Below are 26,237 nucleotides of genomic sequence, written 5' to 3'. Positions count from 1 at the left end.
GATTAGCTTTAATGATTAGCGTTGATCGATAATGCCCAACGCCCCTGTTGCTTATCGTGATAGGGGCGTTGGTCGGTAGTGAGGAGTAAATTGTTAGGTGTAAGGAGTATAAATAGTAAGTAGTATAAATAGTAAGGAGTTAACGGCCAGCTTTGAGGCAGCCTACCACCACCAGCACGGCTGCGGCGGGTAAACGCCAGTCGAGTACGCTCATGCCTGCCAGCACCAGCAGCAGGGCGGCCAAGATCGGCACGCCATACGCCAAGCTGCCCACTAGGCTCGCGTGGCCCCAGCGCAACGCTTTATCCCACGCCACCATGGCGACTCCGTAAGGCCCTAACCCCAGGGCAATACCTGCCAACAATGCTTCTCCACTGGGAAATGCCAGCGTGCCTTCGAGTGCCAGGCTCGCCGCTACGGCAATAGCGCAAGCGATGAGCAGTAGCCGCGGCAGCAGTGGCGTTAATGCTACTGGCGCTGCTTGGCTTAACCATGAATAGATTGCCCAGCAGCAGGCGGCCAACAGGGCTAGCGCATAGCCTGTGGTGGCGCCACCCAGACCTCCATTGATGGCTTGAGGAACCAGCAGCAGCGCCGCACCCGAAAACGCAATCAGCGCGCCGATAACCCCAGCAATTTGCAGGCGGCCACAACGGCTCCACTGGCTGAGTAACACAAACAGCACCGGCCATGTGTAGGTAATCAGCGCCGCCTCGGCAGCGGGCGCTAACCGCATGCCAATAAAATAGGTGCTGACGGCGCCAAAGATAAGCAGCGGGATACCTACCCAAACACTCAACTGCCAGCCCACGCCGCAGCTGGCGACCTTAACCCGGCGGCTTAACGGCAACGTTGCTAATGCCCCTGCTAACAGGGTAACGGAGGTTAGCTGCAAGGGCGGTGTCGCTTTGGCAAACTCCGCCAGCAGCGGCGCGGCACTCCAAAGCATCACGGCCACTAACGCCGCACCAACACTGTACCAACGTGGGAATAACGCGGGGGAGTGAACGGGATGCATAAGCGTTCTCCTTGATTAGTGAATGTGCTGAGCAGCATACTCATGATTAATACATCACAATATCGATCTTTTATGATCGTTATCATCAAGGATGGTGATACATAAGGGCTGATAAATGAAGGCTGATATATGCGCGCTCCCACGTTAGACCTGACACTGCTGCGTACCCTGGTGGCCATCGCGGATACCGGCAGTGTAACCGCCGCCGCAAAACGGCTGGCCTACACCCAGTCCACCGTGAGCATGCAACTGCAGCGGTTAGAGGCGCAGCTCTCGCTCACGCTGCATGAGCGGGAAGGGCGGCGAATACGCTTTACTTCAGAAGGTGAGCGCTTACTCAGCCATGCGCGACGGCTATTAGCGCTTAATGATGAGACGTGGAGCGATATGCAGGCGCGTCAGGTCACCGGGGATCTCACCCTGGGTATACCTGAAGACTATGCATCGCTACTGCCCTCGGTCTTCGCCTATTTTCACCAGCTTTATCCCGCGGTCGGGTTGAAAGTGATCTGCGGTACCAGCACACACCTCGTCGAGCAGGTGAAAGCCAAAGAGTTGGATTTAGCCCTGGTCACCCGGCAGCGTAACTCGCCAGGCGGCGATGTTATTCGCCGGGAGCCTTTGTTGTGGGCCGTGGGGATGAACCAGCAGCCGCTGCTTAGTGACCCGCTGTCGCTGGCACTTTACTCACCGGGGGCAGATGTGTTTCGTGAAGTGGCTGAGCAGGCACTTCAATCAGCCGGGCGTAGCTGGCGAGTTGCCTACACCAGCCAATCCATGGCGGGGCTGGCGCCGATTGTGACCGCTGGTCTGGCCATCGTGGTGGTGACTCGCAGCATGCTAACACCCGCGCTGAGGCCGCTGGATGAGAGCAGCGGGCTGCCTGCGCTGCCAATGATTGAGCTGGCGCTGCACCGGGCACCGCACCGACCTTCGGAGCCTGCGCGTCGATTGGGAGAGTTAATACGCGAGCAGTTGGCCGTGCCTGAACAAGCGCTATAAGGTATTTCGTCAGTAACGTTTAGCGTTGATGGCCGCGTAGTGCTTTAATCAGCGCAAGGGAGCGTTACTGACTAGACTAAAAAAATGCAATGGCTGTTAGGAGCACTACATGCACGAACTGGATCACTATATCTACCCGCATCGGGTACTGCACTGGCTGGTGGCGGGCGCGGTGTTGCTCTCCTTGGCTAGCGGTTTAACGTTAGGCTTTTTAGGTTATGAACGCACCGTCGCTTTAGTCGGCAATATGCTCACGAACTTGCTGTATACCAGCCATAAAACGCTGGGTGTGCTGATCCTGCTACTAATGACGCTACGTATTATTACCCGTCTGGCCTTCGTGGTGCCTGACCATGAGCCGCCTTTAAACGCCTTCGAGCGAGTGGTGAGTACCAGCGTTCATCATTTGCTCTATTTAGCGCTCATTATCATGCCTTTGTTGGGCTGGGCGGCAACGGCCAGCGGTGGATTCCCCGTTGAGTTTTTTCACTGGCATTTGCCAGGGTTAATCGGCGAGCGCGAGCAGCTATCTGAACAGCTGTTTATGTGGCATGAACGTTTGGGGTGGGCCATTTTAGGCTTGGTGGTACTGCACGTCGCGGGGGCGATATTCCATTGGAAAATCAAGCGCGATAACGTGATGAAGCGAATGAGCCTGTTTGATTAACCGTCTTGAAAATGGCTAAAGACTAAATTGCCAAGGACTAAATCGCCGAGGACTAACTCGCCGAGCCGTAGCGGTAACACTCTACTGCTTGGCGCGATTTGACAGTGTACATATGGCTATCGGCCTCCCGCAGCAGGCTTTCAAGCGTAGCGTCGTCCGTTCCTTGGCAAGTGCTTACCCCGATGCTCACGCTGACACTGACTCGCTCCCCGCAGGGGAGCTTGATCGGTGAGCGAATAGCTTCTTCGACTCGAGCCTGTATGTTATCAAGCGTATCGTCGGGTTCGATATTCTCCATGATAATAACGAACTCATCGCCGCCAAAGCGTGCGCAGTGGTCGCCCGTACGTGCCAGATGGGCAATGCGTTTAGCTATTTGTTGTAATACAAAATCCCCCGCCTCATGGCCGTAACAGTCGTTAATGGGTTTGAAACGATCAAGATCGAGCATCAGCAATGCCAGTCGTTGGTTGTATTGACGATTGCGCTCCAGCGCTTCTGCTGCACAGTGGGCGAGGCCGTGGCGATTTAATAAACCGGTCAGCATATCGCAGCTGGCTAAATGCTCCAGCGCACGAGTGCGGGCGGCGACTTTTTGTTCCAACACGGCTTCCTGCTTTTTAAGTGCAGTTAACATAGCTGCTTGAGCACGCTCTTTTTGCCTTTTAAGTTTGTTAAAGCGTGATGCCAAAGCAAACGAGAGCAGCAACATTTCTAGTGCAGAGCCAATTTGAATGCCGTGCAGGGTAATAAAGTTGGCGGGCAGTACGCCCAGGTTGCGCAGCGCGAAGGTGCCAGCGCCGAGCAGGAACACTGACCACGCAAACACGAACAGTCGGGCGCTTGGCACCCGTCTTAAGCTGCAGTAGCCACCACATATCAGCAGTAGTAACGCAGCCATAAAGCCCGTCACATCCATGAGATGAAGCGCCGCAGGAATCGGTAGCAGCAGTGACGCGATAACGGCCAGCCAGCAGTAACTGCGAAAGGTGTTTAATATCTGATGCCAGCGTGGGCAGTATGTCTCGGTGTTAAGAAAACTCTGCGCAAACAGCGTAGCCATGGTAGAGGCGAAGGTGAAACCGAGTGCCACCAAGCGTGACGTGTTCTCACCCAAAAAACTCCAAAACATCAGTGTGCCAATGCCATTAAATGCCAGGATGGCAAGCCCAAACCCAGCGACAAATAGCGAGTAGTGAAGAAATACGCGCTCTTTAAAGCCAAAAAATAGCAGTAAGTTGTATAAACCCATCGCCAACAGCATGCCGAAATAAGTGGCCAGCCAAAAATTATGCTGATCGTTTTGAGTATAAAAGGTCTTGGGTGTTAATAAATTATAGCTAAGCATCTTGCTGCCCGATGCAGCCACATGGGTATACAGGGTAACAGTCTCAAAGGCGGCCAGCTCAAGGGGAAAAACCGCTTGGCGGTGGGCGAGCGCGCGCCGTTCAACGGGAACCGCACTGCCGCTTATTTGCACTTCACTCAGTTGCACCTCACTCAGCTGTACTTCACTCAGCTGTACTTTGCTGAGCTGTTGGCGAAACGTGTAAAGCGTCACGTAATCCAGAAACGGGTACTCAAACTCCACCACCCAACGTTGGGGAATCGGCGAGTCGTTGCGCACCTGAGTGCGCAGCCATACATCACCTCGGGTATAGCCGAAATTTAAATCTTCGGCGTGGTGGGTAGTTTTAAAGGAACGCGGTTTGGCGAGTAGATCGTTAATCGTTAAAGACGCTTCGTCGGCGTGCCAGAACTCGTTATAAGCGGCAAGTGAATAGCTCGCTTGGCTTGGCGATGCGGACAAAAGAGTGCTTGCCTGGGCCCACGGCATAAAAAAAACCGCAAGCAGCAGCAACAGGCCGGTGTAAACACCCGCCGTTAAACGTATTGCATGCATTAGGGTATCGCTTTTTTCGTTTTTTTACCCCGTCCGCTGTTCCCTGGGTTCCCTCACCCGCCGGGGGCCGCTAATTCGTCGACATAGCGCTAGCTGCTCAAATTTCCCTGTGCCGTACGATAAGCTCTTTGAGTGTAGTTGGCTTTGGCAAAAGATCGTGTCTAAAACCCTCATACTTAATGAGTGACATAACTCAAATGCTGAGTAAGTCGCTGAATGAGCTGTCCGCTGTGGCGCCAAAAATGCCAATAAAGTGGCACCGCTAAAGAGTGGCCGGGAGCAACACTGGTTAATTGGCCGCTTGCCATTAATTCGCCGACCTGTAGCTGGGGCATCATGCCATAGCCGATACCGGCCGCGGCTAAGCGCACAAACCCTTCTGAAGAAGGGCAAAGGTGGTAAGGAAAGCGGCCATGGTAACCGCACTGGGCGAGAAACTGGTGCTGCAACTGATCATGGGGGCCGAAGACAATGGCAGGTGCCTGTTGAAAAGCTTCATCGTTGGGCCCTTCCGGGAAGTGGCGCGCCACATAATCGGGTGAGGCGAGTGGGTGGTAGTGCATTTCGCCTAGCGCCACACAGCGTGCCCCGGCAATCGGCTGTGGAGTGGCGCATAGGCAGGCGGCTACATCGCCATCGCGCAAGCGCTTAAGGCCGACATCCTGGTCTTCAATTACCAGATCCAGCAGTACCCCCTCCTGCTGGCAGATATGTGCGACGGCCTCAGCCCACCAGGTGACCAGGCTATCTGCATTGATCGCGATACGCAGGCGCGGTGCTTGATCATCCAGCGTGGGTAGGGAGCCCCGCAGATCTCGCTCTAATAGCTGCACTTGCTGGTAGTGGGTCAGCAGCCGCTGGCCCGCAGGCGTGGGGGCTAAGTGCGGGTGGCGAACCAGCACTGGCTGGCCCAGGCGAACTTCCAGCGCTTTGATGCGCTGGGAGACGGCCGACTGCGAAAGCCCCAGCATATCGCCTGCGCGCTCGAAACCAGCGCATTCCACCACTGTCGCTAAGGCGTGAAGTAGTTTGTAATCCAGCATGGCGGTGTTCCCATTCCATAGCAGCAAAAAAGTGACGTAAAACAAAAAAATGGCGATTAAACCCGGCGGTGCGATTAATATGAGATTTAATGGGATTGAATCTCATAAGCCAATGAATTACATTTCAACTTGAGATGTAACACCAACGCTAGCTAGATGCCTTAGCACTTTATTTTAGTTATTTGTGTATTTTAGCAGTTTCTGTAACGCCATAGCCCAAAGGACACTATCATGCCCGCCATCATGCTCCGTCGCCCCCTTGCTGGCATCGTTGCGCTTAGCGCGCTGATGCCTTTCGCCTTATTTACTGCCAACACCGCTGCTGCCGACACCGTTAGCGCCGATGTCGTGGTGACCCACTACGCCGACTTGGCGCATGCCAATTACGCCGATGCGCTCAACGCCGCCGAGGTGTTGAACGAGCGCATCGACGAATTGCTGGCCAATCCCACTACCGAGACCCTGAACGCAGCCAAGCAAGCTTGGCTGCAAGCGCGTATTCCTTATCAGCAGAGCGAAGTGTTTCGCTTCGGCAATGCCGTGGTAGACGATTGGGAAGGGCAGCTAAACGCCTGGCCCCTCGATGAAGGCATGATTGATTACGTCGAAGGCGATGACTACCAGCACGAGCTGGGCAACGAAGGCGCCACGGTCAATATCATTGCCAACGAGCAAATCAATGTTGAGGGCGAAAGCCTGGACGTCAGCGAGATTACCCCGCAACTTCTGGCCGATCTTAATGAAATCGGTGGCTCGGAAGCCAACGTTGCTAGCGGCTATCATGCCATCGAATTTTTGCTCTGGGGCCAGGATCTGAACGGCTTTGAGGCAGGTGGCGGGGAGCGTCCGGTCAGCGATTACCAAACCGGCGATGACTGCACCCATGGCAACTGCGACCGTCGTCGCACGTACCTGGAGTCGGTATCCGACCTGCTAGTCGACGACCTGGAGTGGATGGTTGCCCAGTGGGCGCCGGATACCGAGGGCAACTATCGCCAGGAGCTGTTGGCGGAAAGTGATCAGGAGGGCTTGCGCCGCATGCTGTTCGGTATGGGTTCGCTGTCCCTGGGGGAGCTTGCCGGTGAGCGCTTAAAGGTCGCTCTTGAAGCCAACTCTTTTGAGGATGAGCACGACTGTTTCAGCGACAATACTCACAACTCCCATTACTACAACGGTCAGGGTATTCAAAATATTTACACCGGCACCTATCAGCGCCTTGATGGCAGCGTGGTAGAGGGGCCTTCAATGAAGGACTTGCTAACCCAGGAAGATGGCGAGCTTGCCGATACGCTTGCTCAGCAGCTCGACGCCACGATGGCGCGTCTTGACGCTATCAAGCAGGCGGCGGAAGCCGAGAGCTCGCCGATGGCCTTCGATATGATGATCGCGCCGGGCAATGAGCAAGGCAGCGAACTGATCAATGCGGCGATTCTCACGCTCGTTGCCCAAACGGGTTCCATCGAACAGGCGGCTGGCAAGCTGGGTGTTACCTCCTTGCAGCCTGACGATGCTGGTCACCAGTTCTAGGATCGACTGGCGTTGCAATGTAAGCCGCCGGCAGCATCGCTGTCGTGCGGCTTTTGCTTTCCTGACAAGCGATTAGGTACACAAGGTAGAGCGTGATGAGTCACTGTAGGCGTATTGTCGATCCCTGCCGTTATATTCGAGTCGGCTTTTTTCCAATGCTGCTGGCAGCGCCGCTATATGCCAGTGAGTCACCGCCAATTCAAACGACGCCCATGAGCGGCGGCGATGGCTCGGTGGAGCAGTTCGACCACAACGCCTATTCGCTGCCGTTGGGTAATATGTCGATGACCAAGCGGCTGGATTTCAGCGTCGGCAATAGCTTCTTCCGTAACCCCTGGGTGGCGGCCCCCGCCAGCACCGAGGCCCGCGACGGCCTGGGCCCGCTATTCAATACCAATAGCTGTCAGGGCTGTCACATAAAAGATGGCCGGGGACATCCTCCGACGGGCGATGAAAACCCTATCGCGCTTTTTCTGCGTCTCTCGCTGCCTTCCAGCCAAGCGGAGCCTGAGGTTCTGGAACAACGCGGTGCGCTTCCCGTGCCCAACTACGGCCTGCAGCTACAAACGGCGGCGATATCTGGCGCGCAGCCAGAGGCCAAAATGCTGATCGAGTATCGCCCGCGGGAGGTGACGTTGGCCGATGGCTCTAGCGTTACCCTGCTGGAGCCGCTGTACTCGATTGCCGAACCCGCCTACGGCGAGTTGCCCGAGGATCTGCAGACCTCGCCGCGGCTGGCGCCGCCGATGATTGGTCTGGGGTTGCTGGAGGCGATTCCCGAAGCCGATCTGCTGGCCGCCGCCGATCCTGACGACGCCGATGGCGACGGTATTTCCGGACGCGCCAATCGGGTTTGGGATCTGCGCACTGGCAGCACCGTCATTGGGCGCTTCGGCTGGAAAGCCGGCGAGCCCAGCATTGAGCAGCAAGACCTGCACGCCTTTGCTGGCGATATGGGGCTGACCTCCAGTCTGGTACTGCAAACCGATTGCACCCAGAGCCAGGGCTGTGATGATTTTCCCAATGGCGGAACACCTGAAGTCAGCGATGACGTAGCTGACTTCGTGACCTTCTACGCCTCCAGCCTAGCAGTGCCGATGCGCCGCAACATGGATGACCCAGCGGTGAAACAGGGAGCTGAGCGATTTAATGCGCTCGGCTGCGCCAGCTGCCATACGCCTCGTCATCGTACTGCGGCGAATGCCGACCGCCCGGCGCTAGCGGATCAGATAATATGGCCCTATAGCGACCTGTTGCTGCACGATATGGGCGACGCCCTGGCCGACCAGCGCAGCGAGTTTAAGGCCGATGGCCGCGAATGGCGCACCCCGCCGCTGTGGGGGATTGGTTTGGCACACACGGTTAACCCTCGGGCAGGTTTTCTTCACGATGGCCGAGCTCGCACCTTGGAAGAGGCGATTCTCTGGCACGGCGGCGAGGCGGAAGAGGCCACTCAGGGCTATCGCGACTTGCCCGAAGACCAGCGCGCTGAACTTATCCGTTTTCTTGAATCCCTATAAGGGGTTGTTGAATTGTTGAAAGGCTTGATCGCCAAGGAGTTTATGTGATCGCATCTTTTCGCTGCTTGGGGTTGCTGGCCTTTACGCTCCTGGCTGCACCGCTCTCTTTTGCTGCGGATGCCCCCGCGCCGCGGGATATCTGGCACGGCGCAGTGGAGCTACAGTATGCTGAGCTGAGTGCCGCCTCCGTGCGCTTAGAGACTAGCGCTGCGCGTTTCTGTCAGGGCCCCGACGCAGCACTCAGGCAGCGTTTAGAAAATGACTGGCTGAGCGCTTACCAGGCCTGGCAGGCGGTGCGCTTTATCCAGTTTGGCCCGGTTGAGCAGAACAGCCGGGGCTGGCAGCTGCAGTTCTGGCCGGATCGCAAAAACCTGGTAGGCCGCAAGGTGAACGGATGGTTAAAAGCAGCCGACGCGCCGGATGCCGAGGCGATTGCTGGTGACAGTGTGGCGATCCAGGGCTTTCCAGCCCTTGAGTACCTACTTTATGACGAGGCCATGGACGAACAGGCCCTTAGTGATCCAGCCGCCTGCGATTTGATGCAGGCCATCACGACGCATATCGCGGATACCACCAGTGCGCTGCATCGCGACTGGCAGGCCTTTGGCGAGCACTATCTTGATACCTCTGACTACACCGAAGCCACCCTGGCAAGCGCCATCCAGGCCCTTGAACTGCTTGAGGATAAGCGCCTTGGTGAACCCATGGGCCTCAAAGGCGCCCCCGCCAACGGCTATCTGGCGGAAGCCTGGCGTAGTGGGCAGACGGTTCGTTTAGTAGAGAGCAGCCTGGAGGGGCTGCGTACCGGCTTCCTGCCCGGCCTCACGGCACTGCTTCGCGAGGCCGACGCGCTGCCCCTCGCTGAGGCGTTTCGTGATCAGTTGGACAAGACACTCGCCCAAGCCAGCGAGCTGCCGCCGGGCTTGGTGCCTGCCCTGGACGATGAAGCGGCGTTTCGCGGTCTGCAGTCGCTTTACATCGATATCAGCCAGCTGCGCCATTTGCTGGGTAACGAGATCGCAGGCGAACTGGGGCTGGTGCGCGGCTTTAACTCCAGTGACGGGGATTAAGCCATGCATCGACGGCAAGTGCTTAAAGTGGGGCTAGGCAGCGTCGCCCTAGCGCTGACGCCGCTGAGTTGGGCGCTGCCCGCTCGCGAGGAGGTGGACTGGCTATTTAGCGCGGTGGATGACCCCAGCGGCGGGCATTTCATCGCCGGTGTGGCACTGGATGGCCAGGCCCGCTTTATGATCGAGGTGCCTGAGCGCTGCCACGGCGGCTGTTTGCGGCCCGGTTCACGCCAAGCGGTATTGTTTGCCCGCCGCCCCGGCACGCGGATGCACGTGATCGATGGCGACAGCCGCCAGCTCGCCCACACAATTGCGGCCGGGGAGGGCTGCCACTTCTATGGTCATGGCGTGTTCGATCTAAGCGGGCGCTACCTGTATGTCACTGCCAATCGCCTGGCGGATAGTGCCGGGCTTGTGCGGGTTTACGACGCTGCCAACGGCTATGCCCATGTGCGCGATATGCCGCTTGAGGGTATTGGGCCCCATGAGCTTCGGCTGATGCCGGACGGCGACACTCTAGTCATTGGCTTGGGCGGCATTCAGACCCACCCCGACTACGGCCGGGTAAAGCTTAATCTGGACACCATGGCCCCGGCGCTGCTGCTGATGGATCGCCACAGCGGCGAGATCCAGGCCCGTCACGAACCTTCGCATCACCAGCTAAGCTGCCGTCATCTTGATGTGGCGGCGGACGGTACGGTGATCGCGGGCTACCAGTTTGAAGGCCCCGAGTGGGAGTCCCATCCGTTAATCTGTCGCCTGGATGCCGACGGGCACTTTTCTGAACTGTCGCTGCCCGAGGGCGTCACCGCCAGCCTGCACCATTACACCGCCAGCGTGGCGTTTAGCCGTGTTTCGGCCAGCGTTCTGGTGACCGCCCCGCGCGGCAATCGAGTGCTGCTGCTGGATGCGGAGAAAGGCCGTCTGAACGCCAACCTGGAATTACCCGACGCCGCCGGTGCCCGCTGCGATGGTAACGGCGGCTTTCTGGTCTCCTCCGGCCAGGGCGGGCTCTACCGTGTCACGCCTGACACGGCAGCGCCCGAACTGCTCGCCAGCCTGGAACTCAGCTGGGATAACCATCTGACCTGATAGCACGTAGCATCATGTTGATTAGCCATCTTGATTAACCCTGTTGCATAACGCTTTCTTGGCAAGAGCTGCTGCTGATAGACTTCAGCGCCCTTTACAGGAAGGCTAGGAGCCCCATGGAACTGCTGCGCTTAGTATTTCATCACTACCGTTGGCCCTTTTTAGGCGCCATTGCTTTAAGCCTATTGAGCGCTGGCTTAGGCGTTGGGGTGATTGCGTTTATCAATCAACGGCTTATTGAAGTAGGCAGTATGGCCGCGCTGCCGCAATTTCTAGGTCTGCTGGCGGTGCTACTGGCCGTTACGCTAAGTACGCAGTTGGCGCTGACCGTGCTGGGGCACCACTTTGTGTTTGACCTACGTTCGAGGCTGGTGAAGCGGATTCTCGACACCGATATTGAGCGCCTGGAGCAGCTGGGTAACGCCACGCTGCTGGCCAGCCTGTCCAGCGATGTGCGCAACATCACCATTGGTTTTGTGCGCCTGCCAGAGCTGATTCAGGGCGTAGTGCTGACGCTGGCTTCGGTGGCCTACTTGGCTTGGCTTTCACCGCAAATGGTGGTGATCACTGTGCTGTGGATCGCGTTCACCATGGGCGTGGGGTGGGTGCTGGTGTCGCGGGTGTATCGCCACTTTCGCTTGGTGCGTGAAAGTGAAGACAGCCTGTATAAAGATTTCCAGGCCGCCATAGAAGGGCGCAAAGAGCTGGCGCTGAACCGCGACCGTGCCCGGCGTTTCTATGATGAGCGCTATACCGCCAATGCCCGCGACTATCGTCACCACATTATCCGCGCCGATACCTATCATTTAAGCGCTAATAACTGGTCTAACATTATGATGTTGGGCGCCATCGGCGTGGTGTTTTTCCTCTCAAATGGGTTGGGTTGGGCCAATGCCACGGTAGCCTCAACGTTTGCGCTGACGCTGCTGTTCCTGCGCACGCCGCTGATTCAGGCGGTGGGCGCCTGGCCAACCTTAATTAGTGCTCAAGTGGCCTTTGATAAATTGAGCAGCCTGGAGCTAGCCGAGTACCAGTCAAGTTTTGCGGTAGACGATACGCTGGCCGATTGGCAGCGCCTTGAGCTGGAGGAGGTCACCTACCACTACCCAGATACTGCCCAAGGCGAAGGTTTCCAGGTGGGGCCGCTTAATATGACCCTGGAGCGCGGTGAGCAGGTATTTCTGATCGGCGGTAACGGCAGCGGTAAGTCGACTCTGGCTAGATTGCTTTCCGGTTTATACCGCCCCCAAAGCGGTACTATCAAGATTGATGGGCAGGTGGTTACTGCTGATCAGTGGGAAGCATTCCGCGCACGCTTTGCCAGCGTGTTTACCGATTTCCACCAGTTTGATCAGACCATGGGTCCTGACGGGCTGCCCGCTGATCCGCAGGTTGTCGATACTTGGCTTGAACGGCTGCAGATGCAGCACAAACTGCAGTGGGAGGGAGATCGCGTTATCAACACCCAGCTCTCCCAAGGCCAGCGTAAACGTTTGGCGCTGCTGCTGGCGATTGCCGAAAAGCGCGATATCTTATTGCTCGACGAGTGGGCGGCGGATCAAGATCCGCAGTTCCGGCGGCTGTTCTACCGCGAGCTGCTGCCGCACTTAAAAGCCATGGGCAAAACCGTGTTCGCTATTAGTCATGACGACAGCTACTTCGTCCACGCAGACCGGTTGCTGGAGATGTCGAAGGGGCAGTTAAGCGAGCTGACGGGCGAGCAGCGTGCGCGCGCAAGTGAAGATGCGGTCGCGCAAATAAATATCTAAACCGCTTTAACGGGCGGCCTGTTTGGCGCGCTTGCGCGCTTCCAGGTCGCAGCCCTCTAGCGGGCAGGTGCCGCAGACATCAAACTCATCCAGTAAATAGCGCAGGCAGCAGAGCTTGCGCACCCGCTTAACTTCCTCACCACCCTTAGGTGTAAAGTAACGCACCGGCTGAAACAGCGGATTGCGCTTGTCGTTGGGCAGGGTGCGTGCTTCCAGCAGCGCCTTGGCCGCCTCAAATGCTTGCCGATTAGCCAGCGGGTGTTCGCCCAGCGCGTTGACGTAAAAGTCTAGGTAACCACCGGCATTGCTCCAGAACACCCGCTGGGCGGCGCCGGAAATGGCTGCTAACTGCTCAATCAACGGTGCCCAGTGCCGTTCAATCAGGGTGGTAAAACGCTCAAACGGGTCGTAGGTGGTTAGCGGCGTGCCTTCGTGGGGCAGCCACAACCGCGAGGTAGCGCCCTTATCGTTAAAGATAACCTGCATATCGTCTAGCCCCACCGGCAGGTCACGGTTAAGCAGTAGGTTAGCGGTCAGCGTAGGGACGGTAAGAGCGCTGAAGTGCCACTTCGACCACAGAGATACCATTGCCCGCGGGTCACCACCTGGGTACTGTTCAGCGAAGCGGGCGAGATCCTCTTTGAGCCAATCGGTAGCCCGCCAACGGGCTGTTTTGAACGCTTCCAGCGGGGGCGTGCCGCCAATCAAGGGCGGCGTAAAGTTCGCTAGCGGCCCCGTGTAGCAGGCGGCCAACGAAGGCTCGAACAGTTGCGGCTGACGTAGCGCGTTGGGCATCGCGGGTCTCCATCACAGGGCTTTATCACAGTGCTGTCACACAAGGCGCTGGGGATATAAGGCTGAAGCCATCATAAACGATAATGCATATCACTAAAATAGTTATATGTGTTTGAACGCGTCGTTATGCTAAATGCAAATGATTCTGCTTTGATGTAGAGTTTATCTTCTCATTGCGTCATTCATCTACTGCCTGCTCTTATTGAAATAGGAACTCCCCATGTCACGACCCTTTCTTTCCTGGCGCTCGTTCACGTTCATGCTGCTAGGGGCGCTGCCTGTGCCCAGCGTTGTCTGGGCTCAAGCATCCTCTAATGACAACACTTCACTTGAGACCGTAACGGTGATCGGGGAGGCGACCGCGCGAGGTGATATTCCAGCACCTGTGTTTGCCGGTGGCCAAGTAGCTGCTGGCGCACGTGTTGGTACCTGGGGGCAGCGCAATGCAGCCGATGTGCCGTTCAATGTGATTGGGTTTACCGCTGAGCTGATCGACAATCAGCAGGCGGAGACGCTAGCCGATGTGTTGATCAATGATGCATCGGTACAAAGCGGTTATGGCTATGGCAACTACGCGGAGAAATTTCAGATTCGCGGCTTTGAACTTGATGGTGAGGATATCGCTTACGGCGGACTTTATGGCGTATTACCCCGTCAGGTGGTCGCGACCAATATTGCCGAACGTGTGGAGCTGTTTAAAGGGGCCAATGCCTTTGCCAATGGTGTTTCACCCAGTGGCTCTGGCGTCGGTGGTGCTATCAACATTGAGCCTAAACGGGCCGCAGATGCTCCACTTAACCGACTGACTACGGGGGTGACTGATAGCGGCTATGTGCAAAGTTGCATAGAGCTTGGGCGGCGTTTTGGCGATGAGCATCAGTTTGGCGTTCGTGCCAGTATTGAGCGTGGCCGGGGTGAAGTCGCGATTGATGATGAAGAGCGTCGTGCAACCTCCGCCGTGGTGGGACTGGATTACCGCGGTGAACGCGGTCGTGCCTCGTTGGATATAGGGCATCAAGCTCACACAGTGAATGGTGGGCGTCCGGTAGTCAGGGTTGGGGCTGGCCTGATGAACATCCCCGATGCTCCCTCAGCAGGTAGCAACTATGCGCCGGAGTGGGTCAATACCGAGTTGAAGACCAATTTTGCGATGCTGCGCGGTGAGTACGAGGTTGCCAACAGTTGGACTGCCTATGCAGCGCTGGGTGGCAGCGACACTCGTGAAAGTGGTATGTATGCAACGCCTGTAGTGAATGCAGTGGATGGTTCCGCCATTATCGGGCAGATGGAAGTGCCTTATCGTGCTGAAAGTATTGGTGGGCAGGCTGGTTTGCGGGGCGCCTTTGATACCGGCGCGGTCAGCCACCAGTTGGATTTAGGCTATTCCAGCGTCTATCGCACCACGCGTTCGGCTTATGAAATGGCTTCTCCGGGCTTACCCACCAATATTTATCAGCCCACTGACGTCTCGTTGCGTGACCCTGTGTTTGCAGGTGGGGATATGAATAACCCGAACCTGCGCAGCCGTACTCGCAATAACGGCGTATCGCTGTCTGACACGCTAGGTTTTCTGGATGATCGGCTGCTGTTGACCTTAGGCGCCCGTTATCAGGAGGTCGACGTCAGCAACTATGATTACGACGGCAACTTTGACACAAACTTTAGCGATACACGTCTTTCGCCTGTGTATGGCGTCGTAGTAAAACCGACCGACTCCCTATCGCTCTACGCCAACCATATCGAAGCACTACAACCGGGCGATACGGCGCCCACCACGGCGGTTAATGCAGGGCAGAGTATTGGTCTGGTTGAAGCTGAACAGAACGAAATAGGCGCCAAACTCGATCTGGGTAACCTGGGCGGTAGTTTGAGCTTGTTTGAAATCGAACAACCCAATGCCTTTATCGACCCTGAGACCAGCGTTTATGGCTACTATGGCGAACAGCGCAACCGTGGCGTGGAGCTGAGCGTTTACGGTGAACCGCTGGACGGGCTGCGCCTGCTGAGTAGTGCCATGTGGATCGATCCTGAGCTGACCCGCACGGACGATGGCACTAACCAAGGCAACGACGCAGTGGGTGTGCCTGGCTATCGTTTAGTCTTGGGCAGCGAGTGGGATATTCCCCAAGCGCCGGGCTGGACGCTCAGCGGCCGCGCCGTTCGTAACGGCAGCCAATATTTAGACGCCGCAAACCAACTTGAGGTAGATGCGTGGACTCGCTGGGATCTCGGCATTCGCTACGCGATGCCGCTAAATACCAACACGCTCACCCTGCGTGCCAATATCGAAAACCTCACCGATGAGAACTACTGGGCTTCGGCAACCGGGGGGTATTTGACTCAGGGCGAGCCGCGCACGGTAAAACTCTCCGCTTCGCTCGATTTCTAAACTATCTTCTAAATTATCTTCTAAACTATTTTCTAAATTATCCCTGGCGGGCTAGCAGCGCTTCGCTGAGCCGTTCAGCGAAGCGCGCCGCCGATGGCAAGCCCCCAAAACTCCATACCGCCGGTAGGCGAACGACCCGGTTTTCTTGCACCGCGGGTAAATGTTGCCACAGTGCGTTGCTGGAAAAACCATTCTGCATGCCCACTGGCAGCGGTTCAACGACAACGATAGCCGCCTCTGAGTAAGCCAGCAGCTCTTCTAGAGCGGCCGTCGAAAAGCCCCACTGATTGGTGGGCTGTTGCCAAACGTTGGTAAGCCCCAAGCGTTCAATCACCGCCTGAAAAAGGCTCTGCTCGCCAAACACGCGCAAATGCCGTGCGTCGATAAACTGCACTACCAGCAGCGGAGGCTGCTCCTCAAGCTGCGCTTTTTGTTGATCCAGGTAGGTTTCGATGTCGTTGACCAGCGTAGCGGCTGCTGCCTGGTTACCGCTTAGCTCAGCTAAGCTATGAGTTGTGTTCTGAAGACGTTGCCATAAAGGCTCGCCCAGCTGATAGGTGCTTAACCCGGTGACAGGGGCAATGGCCTCAAGCTGGTCGCTTAAGCGCATAAACAGCGGCGAGAGTAGGATGTGATCGGGTGCCTGCTGAGCGATGAGTTCGCGATTAGGCTGCGAGCGAAGGCCCACATCACGCACGCCTTCGGGTAACGCCTCTGCACCCGCCCAGCGCTGGTAAGGGGGAATCTCCGCTAAACCTACCGGTGGGTTGTCGAGGGCGATCAGCGTCTCGGCGATCGTCCAGTCCAGGGTCACAACATCCGCTGAAGCCATAACCTGGCTGTTAGCCAGAAAACCGGCGCAGGCTAGCGCTAACAGCCCATTGGGCAGGTAACCTGTCATTGCGCAACGGCGATATTGTGCTCTCCGTTGGGGTGCTTCATGACCTGCATCGGTAGGCCATAAATCGCTTCTAGGGTGCTGTCGCACATCATATCGTTTGGGGCGCCATGAGCCAGCAGACGGCCGCTGTGCAGCGCCATCAGTTCGTCGCAGTAGCGCGAGGCCATGTTGATATCGTGCAATACGATAATCACCCCGAGATTGAGCTCATCGCACAGCTTGCGAATCAGTGCCAACACTTCGATCTGGTGGGCGATATCCAGCGCTGCAAGTGGCTCATCAAGGAGTAGAAAGCGGCTGCCTTGCGCCAGCAGCATCGCCAGCCACACTCGTTGGCGTTCACCACCGGAGAGCGTATCGACCAGGCGGTCGGCGAAGGCCTCGGTATGGGTAAGGGCAATGGCGCGATCAATAGCGTCTTTGTCTTTTTGGGTGTGGCGCCCCAGTAGACCGTGCCAAGGGTAGCGGCCAAAAGCTACCAACTCGCGCCCGGTAAGGCTTTCGGCACTGGGCAAATGCTGGGGTAGGTAAGCCACCTGGCGGGCGAATTCGCGGTTTCCCCAATCACTTAGCGGGCGCTGGTCAAAGTGAATCTCACCTTGGCTGGTGGGCTGCTGCTGGGCCATCAATTTAATCAAGGTCGACTTGCCTGAGCCATTGTGGCCAATCAGGCCATAAACCTTGCCTTCATGAAAGCTGTGGTCAATGGGATTTAGAATCGGCTTGCCATTAATCTCAAAAGTGGCGCCTTTGACCTCGAACATGAATGACTCCTGGCGATAGGGTTAATGATAATGGCTCTATTCTAGTGCTAATAATTCTCATTTTTAACAAAAAAATGAAATGATTTACGCAAGAAAAAACAAACGCCGCTTGGGGAAATCAGTCAAAGGATGAATCTCAGTCAGCTAGCCTCCGCTTAGGGGGCGCCCCGCAGCGCACAGTTGTCATAGAAGGCAACTGTGGCGGGCCAATCGCTGAACACGCCTATGACGCCAACGTCATTGACGAGGGCATCTAAGGTAATCAGCTTGTCGCCATCACGCTGAATAACATCTTCAGTGGTGCTGTGGTACCACTGGCCGCCTTCCTCCAACGGCCCTGAACGCTCAAGTGTCCAGGTAATCATGGCTAGGCCTGCTTCCCGGGCGCGGCGGGCGTAAAGTGAAGGTTGCAGTCGCTTCGCCTGTTCATCGCTTCCAAAGGCTGGATTTGCTTCGACCAGCATCCAGGTCGGCGGGGCGATGATCTGGACACCACTTTCCACCATCGACTGCATGCTTGGCTGCCATGTATCGGGGTTAGTGTGATCAAAGCCTTCATCGCTGTAGCGACCATCCAGATAAACTGCCTGATTCCCAAACTCAGGTTCATGTTCAATCCAGTAACGGACATCGTCCAGATTGAACGACTGCGGGAACACATCGGTAGGGGGAACGCCTGCCGCTTTGTACTCATCTATCATTTTTTGTGCATACGCCTGCTGCGTGAAGCCTTGTTTTGAATGGCCAGTAAACGGCATCTCGACTTCTGGCGCTTTTAATTCCGGGGTCATCTGCACCCCAAGCTGCTGAAACAGAGCAATACTGTCGGCATGGCTCATCAATGTGCCGCGGGTAGCATAGAGCTCTGTGCGCCATTCGGGCGTGCCTGCCAGGTACTCTTCAAGGGTGGTGGCATCGGTGTCCACGCCCTCCATGGTGCCTTGCAGGCTACGAAATTCAGCTAACGTGATGTCGCTGGTACAGCAGCGAATATCTGCCGCATTGTTTAGCTCGCCGCTGGTTTCATCAAAAGTGGGAGGCACGCTACATTTTTCAGCTAAGTCGGTCTCGACGATGTTGGTGGTGGCGTGTAAATCGCATTGGGAGTGACGGCAAACAAGCTTCTCATCGGCGGTGAAGGCGACGTCACACTCCAGAATGCCTGCCCCACCTTGGGCGCCGGCAATATAAGATTCGAGAGTGTGTTCAGGAAACTGTAACGGCGCGCCACGATGCCCAATCGCCAAAGGAGACCGCTGCCACTGAGTTTGCTCAGCTGCGCAACTCAATAAGGAGGCTTTCAGTTCACGCTCGTGATCGTTATCCGCGCTCATGTCGTTCACCAGGAACAGCGGGCGCGGGCCCAGCGTTACCTGCTGTGCCGCCTTAACCAGGGCATCATCCCAGAACTTTGCGTCAGGCTCTTCTTGAGCGGCAGCGGCGTTAGCGGCCAGCAGGCCACCAACGAATAGTGTGGTAGTTAGAAAATCGGAATATGCCATCAGCGCAATTCTCTTTGCCGCGAAGTGGGTGTTCTGAGTGTAGGCAGGTTTTACGCGTTCATCGATACCAACCTTTACACGCTAATGAGAATCATGTTTAATTGATATGTTATCTTATATCAATTCTGATTGAAGGAGTCGAACATGCGAAAGGGGATTCATCCTGCCTATGACTATGTGGTATTTCGCGACACCAGCTGCGGCGCTACTTTTCGGATTCGTTCTACCTGCACCTCGAAGCAGACAATTGTCTGGGACGATGGCAACACCTACCCAGTGATTGACCTGGATGTTTCTAGCGCTTCTCACCCTTTCTATACCGGCGAACAACGCAGAGTCTCCGCAGAAGGTCGGGTGGCGCGTTTTCAGCAGCGCTTCGGTTCGGTTTCGCGCCGCTCTTCTGACGCTAAATAGAGGATATGGCGTGCAAGTACTTAGCTCACTCAAATCTGCCAAAAGCCGCCATCCCGATTGCCAGGTGGTCAAACGACGCGGGCGTCTCTATGTCATTTGTAAGACTAATCCGCGTTTCAAAGCGCGGCAGGGTGGAAAGAACAAGAAATAAATTGGGCATGCGTTCAGCAGTGACTAGTTGCGTCCGTGAAACAAACTGTGTGTTTTGGGGACACGTGATCGTTTATCAGCAGGTCTTTAAACACGCTAGCAGTTGTCCATGCCTCTCGGGGTGTGCCACAAGTAAGCTGTTCCATTGAGTGAGATTCGCCTCACCAGAGAGATCCGTGACGGTGTAGCCAGCCTCTCGGGCAATCACAATGCCGGCGGCGATATCCCAAAACTCAAGCGCCGCGCCTTGAGACCAAAAGGCATCAAAGCGACCTAGACTGAGATAGGCGATCTCCAGCGCCGCCGAGCCGGGACTGCGGATGCCAGCTACTTGGGGCATGAGCACGGCGAGTTGATTCATGGCCGTCGTGCAGTCGCCTTTAGCGTGGTAGGGCAGGCAGGTGCTTACCAGCATCTCGTTTAATGGGCGCGGTGCTGGCGTAGTGAGCGGCGTCTCGTTGAGGAAAACGCCGGAACCAAGGCTTGCCCACAGCATTTCATCAAGCAAGGGTTGATAAACAACACCGATGATCAGCTCATCGCCCTTAGTGACAGCGATGGAGACCGAAAAGTGAGGCACCCCATGCAAAAAATTGCTGGTGCCATCAAGAGGGTCAATGATGACGGTATAGTCGCTATCGGTGGGTGTCAGGCCGCTCTCTTCGCCTAAGAAAGCGATATCGGGAAACGCGCTGCTGATACAGTCGATAATGATGTTTTCCGCTGCCGTATCGTAGTAGCTGACAAAGTCTGACGCACCCTTTTGCTCAAAGGCAATTCGCCCCTTTTGTGAATACCCCTCGCGTAACAAGGTGCCAGCCTCATAGGCGGCTTGCTTTACCGTTTCGAGCAGGTCATTGCTACTGTCGAGCATTGTGTTTCCCCTGAACATTCATCGTGTTTAGTGCGTGGCGGTTATTTACCTGTTCAATGTAACGAACCATTCATGACAAGCCGATGACAGCGGCGCTAGTTAAGCCAAGGTCTCCACCTCAAACGCCACAACCTGGCGCTGGGCGCTGGAAAACTCCACGCCGATGAGATGAATGGGTTTGCCGGAGGCGCGGTGTTTATCGGCATAACCCTTGTGTTTGATCTGCTCCAGCGCTTTACCTTCCGGCAACTGTTCCACCACCTTGAACTCGAACAGGTAGATATGCCCGCCAAAGTCCACGCTCATATCCACCTTGCCGTGGTGGCTGGCATCTTCCACCGTCACATCCAGCCCTAGAGCCGCAAAGTGGCTGTAAAAGACGCTCGCGTAATGCCCTTCGTAGCGGGCAATCGGATTGTTACGGTACCAATCGTGGGGGAGACCAGCGTAGAGCGCTTTGAGGTGAACTTCTAACCCGGCAAGGTCGTGCTGACTTAAATGACGGAACAGCGTTCGGCGCTCTCGTGGTGCGTTCTCGACGCCCAGTGACGGCAGCAGTGCATGGTTGAGACTGGTTTCGACTTCGCGGTTAGGAAAACCCAGGGTGTACTGGCGGTAGCCCAGTAAGGGCTCTTCTACTTGTTGAATGGTCAGGTAACCGGTTTGAAACAGCAGGCCTTCGGTGCTGATCTGATCAACATCAAACTGGCTGAGCAGTTCATACTCGGTTTCCCAATGGTCCAATGAGGGGGTAAACACCCCGCGCTGTTTAAGAATATCGACCAAAAACGTCGGCGTCGCGGACTCAAACCAGTAAGGCCCAAACTCGCGCTTCTGAAACAGCAACAGTACGTCGAAGGGGTTGTAGACGGAGGTTACCGCACGTCCACCCCAGCGGTAACCGTTGTACCACTGGCGGATCTCATCGCGATCAAGATCGGGTAGTTCCGGGGCGAAAACTGTATCGATGTCCTCGTCGGTATAGCCGCAAATCGTGCTGAAAGGGGCATCCAGGGTGATATCGTTGAGGTTGTTCAATCCCGAAAACAGGCTGACCTTGCTGAACTTGGAAACGCCGGTCAGCAATACAAAGTGCAGGTGCGGGTCGGCGTCTTTAAGCACGCTGTAAAGGTTCTTCAACCCCTCGCGCAGTTCCCGGGCGCGCTCGGGGGCCAGGATATTGTCCAGAATCGGTTTGTCGTATTCGTCAATCAGCACTACCACCCGCTGACCGCTCTGCTGGTGGGCGGCGCGGATAAGGGCGGAGAACTCGCCAGGGATATCGGTTTTATGGTGCTGGGTAATGCCGAGCTGCTCGCGTTGAACCCTTAGCTGTTCACGAATACGTTCGTCCAGTCCTTCACGGCTCTGCATTACGCCATCGGCGAAGCTAATACGAATGACGGGGTAGCGCTGTTGCCAGTCCCACTTATCGTGGATATAAAGCCCTTCAAACAACGTTTGGCGACCTTCAAACAGGCAGCGCAAGGTGTCCAGCAACAGGCTTTTGCCAAAGCGGCGTGGCCGCGAGAGGAAGTAGTATTTGTTCTGGTTAACCAGACGTTCAATGTGCGGAGTTTTATCGACGTAATAATAGTCGTCCTCGCGGATATCCGAGAACGTCTGAATCCCGATGGGTAACTTACGGCGGTGGGCATCCGTCACAGTGGGCCTCCAGAGCAAAAGCAGCGATATGGTCAACAGTCTAGCATGGCTATGGTTTGTGCTGGCCAGTGACGAGGTGGTCAGTGTGAGGGTTAGTGGCTTTAAGGCGTAAATTAGCGAAAAACGTGGATGGCAATTAGGTGACAAGTATTCGCGAGGATAGTGCCTCATGCTGCCGTTCTATCAACCAGCATATCGTTATAAAAAGTGGATTAGCTCACACCGGTTGACTTACTAGATGGTAACGCAAATAATAATTGTTGCCATTTATTCCGTGGTGTTAATCAAGGCAGGAGGCCGTGCTGTGGATACCCAGACCTGGAGCGCTGAGTTAGAAGACATCTTCGTTAATCAGCGGCCTAGGCTCTGCTGTGTCGCTGCAAGAGTCTTGGGCAGTGCTGATCAAGCCGACGATGTGGTGCAGGATGCTTATCTGAAAATTTCAGAAGCAACCACGCTTTTTGAGGTCAAGCAGCCCATATCCTACGTGTCACGGGTGGTGCGCAACCTCGCCATTGACCGCTGTCGTCGTTCCGCGTTTGAGTCAGCGCTGTTTGCTAAAGAAGAGGAGGGGGATAACGCCTCTTACGCCTCACATTCACCTGAGGTGATTGCGATTGACCGCCAGGCCTTGGCCCAGGTGGTTGAAGCGTTGGACGAGCTTCCAGAGCGTACGCGCCGCGCCTTTGAGCTCTACCGTTCGGGAAGCCATACCCAGCGGGAAGTGGCGCTACAGCTAGGTGTTTCTACCACGTCAGTTAACTTTATGATTCGCGATGCGCTGACTCATTGCCGTCGGTCGTTGCAAGGGCGGTAACGTTATTTAGCGGTGCCCCCTTTGTTTCGCTTTGTTACACTGTTATTGAGTAGCTATAAAGTTGAAACTCTTGGTAGCTAGGTATTAGCAGTTAGATAGCAGTAGCGAGGCTGGACAGTAACGATGGAAAACAATAGCGGCGGCGATGATGCCGTTTGGCAAACAGCGCTGGACTGGCTGATGCGCGAGCATGAGCAGGCGTTGAGCGACGCTGATCGCGAAGCGCTGCATACGTGGTTAGCGGCTTCTTCCCAGCATCGCCAAGTGTTTCGTGAAGCAGAGCAGCTCTGGCTGCTAACGGGTTTTATCCCTAGTGGTGATGAGCGCAACTGATACGCCACTGTTTTTTGCTCCCTTTTTTTTAATCCCCCCTTAGATTGTCAGACTAGCTAAATGTGCGCGAGCTAAAGCTGGCGCCCACCGGTGCCATTTTAGCTTGGCAAAGGTAATGCCGACGAACTGGCGCCCCCCTCCCTTTATTTTTCTATTTTCTTCCCTCCAACACTAAATTTTCTAACGTCTCACTCGTCGTTAAGTAATGAGAAGCAATTGCGTTTTATTTCTCATTCCTTAGGCAACGGTGAGGTTAGACCCATGACAAGCTGTTTTGATCGTGAAGATGGTGTTTTCCGCGTACTCGTTAACCACGAAGAGCAGTACTCCTTATGGCCAGAGTGGAAGGCGATTCCTGCCGGTTGGACGGATACCGGCGTGCTTGGCGATAAGCCAACCTGCTTAGCCTATGTCGAAAAAACCTGGACTGATATGCGGCCACTCTCGCTGCGCCAGTGGATGGATGAGCAGGCCAGCGCCGAGGCGGAGCAGGTGAATGCAGGTTAAGCGTTTAAGGCTGCTCTGCCTGCCCTGCGCCGGGGCCAGCGCCACCATGTATCTGCGCTGGAAACGCCAGTTGCCCGCCTGGGTAGAGGTATATCCCGTCGAATTGCCTGGGCGTGGCGAACGCTTGGGCGAGCCGCTCATCGACGACTTCGAGACCCAGGTGGTACGGCTGTGCGAAGAGCAGGCAACGCGGATGCGCGGCGACTTTGCCTTGTTCGGTCACAGTATGGGGGCACTGCTGGCCTATGGCATGGCGGCACGTTTGCGCGATGTGGGGCGCCCTCAGCCACGGATGCTATTCGCCTCAGGCAGTGCGGCCCCTTCAATGCGCGACCCAGAGCGTTTGGCGGGGCTGGATAATGACGAGGCCTTAATCGCGGATCTGCGCCAACAGGGCGGCACCCCAGAGGAGGTGTTCGAAAGCCCAGAGCTGCTGCGCCTCACCCTGGATGTGTTGGCGGCGGACTATCGCCTTTGTCGCAGTTTCCGCTATCGCGGCGGTGTGCCATTCGACTACCCGGTCAAGGTTTTCGCAGGCCTTGGTGATGATATCGAGAAGGTGCGTCTGGAAGCATGGCAGCGCGAAGCGGGCGGAGCGTTCTCGCTGAGCTGGTTCGAGGGAGGGCACTTCTTTATCCGTCAGCAGCAAGCGGAAGTGCTGGCGGCCATCGAACAGACGCTGACCCTGCGGTTAGAAGAGGTGCCCCATGCAGCGCCTGCGGTTAGCTGAAGGGGTGCCTGAAGGGCTTGAGGTTTGGTGCCTGGCGCTCGACCTTAACGCCCCGGTGGCCGACGACGATGCTCGACTGCTGAGCCGAGCCGAGTGGCAGCGCGCCCAGCGGCTTCGCCATCACGCCGATGTCGTGCGCGCCGTGGCGACACGTGCTGCCCTGCGGCGGCTGCTATCAGCGCACACCGGTATAGCACCAGAAAAGCTGGTGTTCACCCAGAACGCCTACGGCAAACCAGCGCTGGAAGGCGGTGATGGGCCTGCCTTCAATGTCTCCCACTCTGGCAATGTCGCTTTGATCGCGCTCGCTCCCGGCGGCGCGGTGGGGGTCGATATTGAGCGTCGCCGCCCCGAGGCCGAATTGGCGCCGCTACACGGGCTGGTGCTATCGCCTAGCGAGCAGCGCGACCACATTAGCGGTGCCAGGCTGCCCTTTATGGAGCGCTGGGTGGTTAAAGAAGCAGTGCTCAAAACCTTGGGTTTAGGAATCGCTGACCACCTGCAGGCACTCTCGGTTAGCCCATCGTCAGTGCCGCCTGCTAGTTACTGCCTTGAGCACTCGCTTCCGGTTTTATCACCTTTACAAGCATGGCCGCTGCCCGCGCCGAGAGGCTATGCCGCTGCCCTGGGGTATGTCGATTCAGGCTATATCGATAAGGGCTGTCTCGATCAGGGCTATCTCGATACGGGCCATGCCCACGCCGCCCAGTGCTAACGCTACTTAACGACTTTTTAGGAGATTAATAATGGACAGCCAAAGCACAGCACCAACGCAACCAGCCAACACCATATCCAAACGTCAGGGGCCAACTGATTCAGAGCTGCCCATTATGATTTCCCCCACCTACCCGGGGCAGCCGCTGCTGGAAGCCTTCGGCGATTTCCGTGCGGATATCGAGTCTCTAGTGACCAGGGTGGGCGGCGTGCTGCTAAGAGGTTTCGATGTTCCCACCGTTGACGATTTTCAGCAGTTTGCCGCTGCGTTTGGTCATCCGCTGCTGAGTTATGAGTTCGCGTCCACGCCACGTTCAGCGGTGTCATCGGGCATTTATACCTCCACCGAATACCCCGCTCACCAACATATTCCCCTACACAACGAGCAGGCCTATACCCGCGAGTGGCCGATGAAAATCTGGTTCCACTGTGTCACCGCTTCCCCTGAAGGGGGAGAGACCCCGATTGCCGATAGCCGCGCCATTTACCGCCGTATGCCGGCAGAGATTCGCGAGCGCTTTGCCCCCGGCATTCTCTATGTACGCAACTACGGCGATTTCGATATGCCTTGGAAAAAGGTGTTTAACACCGAAGACCGCGCCGAAGTGGAGGCATTCTGCCAACGCGCGGGGATTCGCTGTGAGTGGAAACCCGATGGCGACCTGCGTACCACCCAGCTATGCCAAAGCATAGAGACCCATCCGGTCACCGGTGAACAGGTGTGGTTTAACCAGGGCCATCTTTTCCATGTCTCCAACCTGCAGCCAGAAGTGCGTGAATCGCTCGAAGAGCTGCTCGACCCCGAAGACATGCCGCGCAACGTCTTCTTTGCCGATGGCAGCCCCATTGACGATGCCATTTTCGATGAGATCCGCGGCGTACTGGCCGAAGAAACGGTGATGTTCCCCTGGCAAGCGGGTGATGTGTTGATGCTCGACAACATGCTGGTTGCCCACGCGCGTACGCCATTCAAAGGGCCGCGCAAAGTCGTCGTCGCCATGGCGGAAGGCCACGGCAACCTCTCCAACGACTGAACATAACGCCTTATCCCACGGCCAGGAGCTCCAGCAG

At 56.3% G+C, this 26,237-nt stretch carries 25 protein-coding genes; 16 read left to right on the top strand and 9 right to left on the bottom strand.

The window, feature by feature from the left end; translation table 11 throughout:
* Positions 1-139: 139 nt before the first annotated feature.
* Positions 140-1,018, bottom strand: a complete 879-nt coding sequence (locus J7J49_RS03760) for a DMT family transporter (protein WP_215090317.1) — start codon at positions 1,016-1,018, stop codon at positions 140-142.
* Between the two features lie 129 nt (positions 1,019-1,147).
* Here J7J49_RS03760 and J7J49_RS03755 point away from each other — a divergent pair, with 129 nt between their 5' ends.
* Positions 1,148-2,020, top strand: a complete 873-nt coding sequence (locus J7J49_RS03755) for a LysR substrate-binding domain-containing protein (protein ID WP_215090315.1) — start codon at positions 1,148-1,150, stop codon at positions 2,018-2,020.
* Between the two features lie 109 nt (positions 2,021-2,129).
* The gene (locus J7J49_RS03750; protein WP_035577052.1) at positions 2,130-2,687 is read left to right on the top strand and encodes a cytochrome b; all 558 of its coding nucleotides are present in this window, start codon (positions 2,130-2,132) and stop codon (positions 2,685-2,687) included.
* 52 nt (positions 2,688-2,739) lie between these two features.
* Here J7J49_RS03750 and J7J49_RS03745 read toward each other — a convergent pair whose 3' ends face one another.
* Complete coding sequence (locus J7J49_RS03745) at positions 2,740-4,590, bottom strand: diguanylate cyclase (protein ID WP_215090313.1); 1,851 nt, start codon at positions 4,588-4,590, stop codon at positions 2,740-2,742.
* 176 nt (positions 4,591-4,766) lie between these two features.
* Positions 4,767-5,633: a LysR family transcriptional regulator ArgP gene (locus tag J7J49_RS03740; protein ID WP_215090311.1), complete on the bottom strand. Its 867-nt coding sequence runs from the start codon at positions 5,631-5,633 to the stop codon at positions 4,767-4,769.
* A gap of 231 nt (positions 5,634-5,864) precedes the next feature.
* Here J7J49_RS03740 and J7J49_RS03735 point away from each other — a divergent pair, with 231 nt between their 5' ends.
* The 5 genes from J7J49_RS03735 to J7J49_RS03715 all read left to right on the top strand — a co-directional run bounded on the left by J7J49_RS03735 (position 5,865) and on the right by J7J49_RS03715 (position 12,611).
* Positions 5,865-7,160, top strand: coding sequence for an imelysin family protein (locus J7J49_RS03735; RefSeq protein ID WP_215090309.1), 1,296 nt, complete (start codon positions 5,865-5,867; stop codon positions 7,158-7,160).
* Between the two features lie 95 nt (positions 7,161-7,255).
* Entirely contained in the window at positions 7,256-8,680 is a 1,425-nt protein-coding gene (locus tag J7J49_RS03730) for a di-heme oxidoreductase family protein (protein ID WP_251048128.1), read from the top strand.
* A gap of 44 nt (positions 8,681-8,724) precedes the next feature.
* On the top strand, positions 8,725-9,750 hold the full coding sequence (locus tag J7J49_RS03725; protein WP_215090307.1) for an imelysin family protein: 1,026 nt from the start codon (positions 8,725-8,727) through the stop codon (positions 9,748-9,750).
* A 3-nt stretch (positions 9,751-9,753) separates the two neighbouring features.
* On the top strand, positions 9,754-10,842 hold the full coding sequence (locus tag J7J49_RS03720; protein WP_215090305.1) for a DUF1513 domain-containing protein: 1,089 nt from the start codon (positions 9,754-9,756) through the stop codon (positions 10,840-10,842).
* A gap of 116 nt (positions 10,843-10,958) precedes the next feature.
* Positions 10,959-12,611 (top strand): multidrug ABC transporter permease/ATP-binding protein, encoded by a 1,653-nt coding sequence (locus J7J49_RS03715; protein WP_215090303.1) that lies wholly within the window; start codon positions 10,959-10,961, stop codon positions 12,609-12,611.
* A gap of 6 nt (positions 12,612-12,617) precedes the next feature.
* Here the strand turns inward: J7J49_RS03715 and fhuF are convergent, their stop codons facing one another.
* Entirely contained in the window at positions 12,618-13,406 is a 789-nt protein-coding gene (gene fhuF / locus J7J49_RS03710; RefSeq protein ID WP_215090301.1) for a siderophore-iron reductase FhuF, read from the bottom strand.
* A gap of 220 nt (positions 13,407-13,626) precedes the next feature.
* Between fhuF and J7J49_RS03705 the strand changes: the two genes are divergently transcribed.
* Positions 13,627-15,795, top strand: a complete 2,169-nt coding sequence (locus tag J7J49_RS03705; protein ID WP_215090299.1) for a TonB-dependent receptor — start codon at positions 13,627-13,629, stop codon at positions 15,793-15,795.
* 37 nt (positions 15,796-15,832) lie between these two features.
* On the opposite strand, the gene J7J49_RS03700 is transcribed toward J7J49_RS03705, so the two are convergent.
* The 3 genes from J7J49_RS03700 to J7J49_RS03690 form a co-directional block, all read right to left on the bottom strand.
* Positions 15,833-16,696: an ABC transporter substrate-binding protein gene (locus J7J49_RS03700; protein WP_215090297.1), complete on the bottom strand. Its 864-nt coding sequence runs from the start codon at positions 16,694-16,696 to the stop codon at positions 15,833-15,835.
* Positions 16,693-17,460 (bottom strand): ABC transporter ATP-binding protein, encoded by a 768-nt coding sequence (locus J7J49_RS03695; protein WP_064236150.1) that lies wholly within the window; start codon positions 17,458-17,460, stop codon positions 16,693-16,695. Before J7J49_RS03695 ends, J7J49_RS03700 begins: the two co-directional genes overlap by 4 nt.
* Before the next feature lie 155 nt (positions 17,461-17,615).
* The gene (locus tag J7J49_RS03690; RefSeq protein ID WP_215090295.1) at positions 17,616-18,962 is read right to left on the bottom strand and encodes a glycerophosphodiester phosphodiesterase family protein; all 1,347 of its coding nucleotides are present in this window, start codon (positions 18,960-18,962) and stop codon (positions 17,616-17,618) included.
* Between the two features lie 144 nt (positions 18,963-19,106).
* Between J7J49_RS03690 and J7J49_RS03685 the strand changes: the two genes are divergently transcribed.
* The gene (locus tag J7J49_RS03685) at positions 19,107-19,376 is read left to right on the top strand and encodes a type B 50S ribosomal protein L31 (RefSeq protein WP_064236152.1); all 270 of its coding nucleotides are present in this window, start codon (positions 19,107-19,109) and stop codon (positions 19,374-19,376) included.
* Positions 19,377-19,386: 10 nt separating this feature from the next.
* Entirely contained in the window at positions 19,387-19,527 is a 141-nt protein-coding gene (gene ykgO, locus J7J49_RS03680; RefSeq protein WP_215090293.1) for a type B 50S ribosomal protein L36, read from the top strand.
* Positions 19,528-19,602: 75 nt separating this feature from the next.
* Here ykgO and J7J49_RS03675 read toward each other — a convergent pair whose 3' ends face one another.
* The gene (locus J7J49_RS03675) at positions 19,603-20,400 is read right to left on the bottom strand and encodes an inositol monophosphatase family protein (RefSeq protein ID WP_064236153.1); all 798 of its coding nucleotides are present in this window, start codon (positions 20,398-20,400) and stop codon (positions 19,603-19,605) included.
* Positions 20,401-20,499: 99 nt separating this feature from the next.
* Complete coding sequence (locus J7J49_RS03670) at positions 20,500-22,065, bottom strand: PD-(D/E)XK nuclease domain-containing ATP-binding protein (RefSeq protein WP_215090291.1); 1,566 nt, start codon at positions 22,063-22,065, stop codon at positions 20,500-20,502.
* 304 nt (positions 22,066-22,369) lie between these two features.
* Between J7J49_RS03670 and J7J49_RS03665 the strand changes: the two genes are divergently transcribed.
* The 6 genes from J7J49_RS03665 (at position 22,370) to J7J49_RS03640 (ending at position 26,200) form a co-directional block, all read left to right on the top strand.
* On the top strand, positions 22,370-22,882 hold the full coding sequence (locus tag J7J49_RS03665; RefSeq protein WP_215090289.1) for an RNA polymerase factor sigma-70: 513 nt from the start codon (positions 22,370-22,372) through the stop codon (positions 22,880-22,882).
* A 123-nt stretch (positions 22,883-23,005) separates the two neighbouring features.
* Positions 23,006-23,215, top strand: coding sequence for a FecR/PupR family sigma factor regulator (locus J7J49_RS03660; RefSeq protein ID WP_215090287.1), 210 nt, complete (start codon positions 23,006-23,008; stop codon positions 23,213-23,215).
* 261 nt (positions 23,216-23,476) lie between these two features.
* On the top strand, positions 23,477-23,722 hold the full coding sequence (locus tag J7J49_RS03655; RefSeq protein WP_064236157.1) for an MbtH family protein: 246 nt from the start codon (positions 23,477-23,479) through the stop codon (positions 23,720-23,722).
* Positions 23,712-24,452: a thioesterase II family protein gene (locus J7J49_RS03650; protein WP_215090285.1), complete on the top strand. Its 741-nt coding sequence runs from the start codon at positions 23,712-23,714 to the stop codon at positions 24,450-24,452. Before J7J49_RS03655 ends, J7J49_RS03650 begins: the two co-directional genes overlap by 11 nt.
* A complete protein-coding gene (locus J7J49_RS03645) occupies positions 24,430-25,167 on the top strand; it encodes a 4'-phosphopantetheinyl transferase family protein (RefSeq protein WP_215090283.1) in 738 nt (245 codons plus the stop codon). Before J7J49_RS03650 ends, J7J49_RS03645 begins: the two co-directional genes overlap by 23 nt.
* A 31-nt stretch (positions 25,168-25,198) precedes the next feature.
* Positions 25,199-26,200 (top strand): TauD/TfdA family dioxygenase, encoded by a 1,002-nt coding sequence (locus J7J49_RS03640; RefSeq protein WP_251048126.1) that lies wholly within the window; start codon positions 25,199-25,201, stop codon positions 26,198-26,200.
* Positions 26,201-26,237: the final 37 nt, after the last annotated feature.

This window comes from Halomonas sp. ISL-56, assembly GCF_018612805.1.
Classification (GTDB): domain Bacteria; phylum Pseudomonadota; class Gammaproteobacteria; order Pseudomonadales; family Halomonadaceae; genus Vreelandella.
Note: the sequence above shows the minus strand (reverse complement) of the source record. Positions and strands in the feature narration are given on the sequence as shown.